The sequence below is a fragment of the Planifilum fimeticola genome, assembly GCF_003001905.1.
Taxonomy (GTDB): Bacteria; Bacillota; Bacilli; order Thermoactinomycetales; family DSM-44946; genus Planifilum; species Planifilum fimeticola.
The window spans coordinates 1-1,825 of record NZ_PVNE01000062.1 but is presented as its reverse complement, the minus strand read 5'-3'; the positions used below and the strand labels follow the sequence as shown (position 1 = coordinate 1,825).

The 1,825-nt window shown below is 44.5% G+C and carries 3 protein-coding genes; all 3 read left to right on the top strand.

Annotated features, from left to right (window positions below; all coding sequences use genetic code 11):
* Positions 1–257: 257 nt before the first annotated feature.
* The 3 genes from CLV97_RS17670 (at position 258) to CLV97_RS17985 (ending at position 1,709) form a co-directional block, all read left to right on the top strand.
* Positions 258–563, top strand: a complete 306-nt coding sequence (locus tag CLV97_RS17670; RefSeq protein ID WP_245891708.1) for an RraA family protein — start codon at positions 258–260, stop codon at positions 561–563.
* A 403-nt stretch (positions 564–966) separates the two neighbouring features.
* Complete coding sequence (locus tag CLV97_RS17665; RefSeq protein WP_106346830.1) at positions 967–1,338, top strand: hypothetical protein; 372 nt, start codon at positions 967–969, stop codon at positions 1,336–1,338.
* Positions 1,339–1,352: 14 nt separating this feature from the next.
* Positions 1,353–1,709 (top strand): hypothetical protein, encoded by a 357-nt coding sequence (locus CLV97_RS17985; protein ID WP_146130552.1) that lies wholly within the window; start codon positions 1,353–1,355, stop codon positions 1,707–1,709.
* The last annotated feature ends 116 nt before the right edge of the window (positions 1,710–1,825 follow it).

The following is a 1,825-nucleotide window of genomic DNA, read 5'->3' as shown; positions in this document are numbered from 1 at the left end:
TGGGTTCGTCCTGAACATATAAAAACCTTCCTTCGGAATTGTTTTATTCCGAATTCAACAAAAAAGGCTGTTGACCCTTCTTTGTCAACAGCCTCGGGGCGGGTGAAAACCCGCCCCGATAAATTAGGCCACATATTGACTATTGCAAACCAATTGCAAACGTGTGCAAACAGAAAGGTGGAGATTTCCTGTGTAAATAGGACATTTTCATAGACACATAGGACGGAAAAAACGGCAAAAACACGATTTTCGTTTCCGTGCTGGTGGTGGATGGCGGCGGGTCCAGAAGGTGTGCGCTCCTGGGAGACCGACTGGCCGCCATCGCGATGGAACGGGGGATTGTCGGCTTGATCATCCATGGTTGTGTAAGGGATACGGAGGAATTGTCCCGAATGGACATCGGCGTGCTGGCCTTGGGGAAAGTCCCGCTCAGAAGCCGCAAGGAAGGGACGGGGGCCGTCGGAGAGCCCCTGCGGTTTGCCGGGGTGGATTGGATTCCAGGACACCATGTGTACGTTGACGAAGACGGCGTGGTATTGTTTCCTCAAAAAATGGAAGAATAAGGGCTAGACTCGCCGCAAAACAGGGGGTGTGCCGCATATTTTCTTGCGCGGCACGCCCTTTTTTCACTCCTTAATGCCTTCCAACATTCCATGCCGCATTTTTCGAGCAGGGGGTGTAACGCCTGCATGATATAACCACCGCTGTGTTTGGCAAGTCTTCTCTATATATTCTGGAAAAATGGGCATGGAACAGAAACCGGTGCACAAAACAAGGACGGGGAAATTAGAAAAAAGTCGATGCGTTATGTTTAACAATTAAAACAGACTGAGAAAAAACGAACAATATCCTAGCAAATCATTATCAAAGACAAATCAATATTGGTAAATATTTTTGTTTGTATCATAAATAATTGGTATAATTCAAATAGTGGTATCTATCAATAAAATAAAGGGGGATGACCCTGTGAAAGTCCGAGGCGATGTGGTTTTCAACAACTCCGGCGGTCAAATCAATATTGCCAGTGATCAGTCAACCATATATGTCAGGTATTCGAACAAATCGGATGATGATCGCATGGAGAGTTTGTTGCAGGCTCTTGAGCAACTGCATGAAACCATAAAAAGACAACCCTGTCCTGACGGGGAATTGGTGAAATTAAGCGTAATGACGGAAAACCTCATGGATGAAGTGAAGAAAAGGGAAGTATCCGAACGAAAATTGAGGCGCTTTCGGGATAAATTAAACCAGTTTACAGCGGAAATGCAATTGGGGTCGACGTTACTGGCAGCCATCAGTACGGTGAACGATATCATTCAAACGATGATAGGTAAATAGAAAGAGTGATTCCTATGAAATATTTAAGTACAAAAGAATTGGGGGATTATTTATATTGTCCGCAGTTATGGTTGAGAAGGAAATCAAATGACGAATATAATTTGGATATCGATTTGTCTGCTCAACGCAGGCGCTATGAAAAGCGAAAAAGACGTTATGAACTGTATCAAAAGCTAAAAGCCGATCTCAACATGAAGAAAAGAAAGTCTCCGAAAAGGAGGAAGCGTTATAACAGAAGGACAAGAGTACAGGATTTGCCAATTGTCTTTCTGGCGGTTCTGATTGTGTCAATTTTCTTTCTCAAATCCTATGTATTTAACATTTTTTTGGCTGTGTGCTTGATCGGGCTACAAGCTATTTCAAAAACATGATCTGCCAATGTAAAATGGAAGTATGAGTACGAGACATGAGCTGACAGACGAACAATGGGCTGTGATTGAGCCCCTGCTCCCCAAACCGAAACCAGGCCCCGGGCGTCCGCCCGCCG

Excerpts from the sequence above, each read along its gene's own strand:
- CLV97_RS17985 (WP_146130552.1), top strand. The coding sequence starts at position 1,353 with ATGAAATATTTAAGTACAAAAGAATTGGGGGATTATTTATATTGTCCG.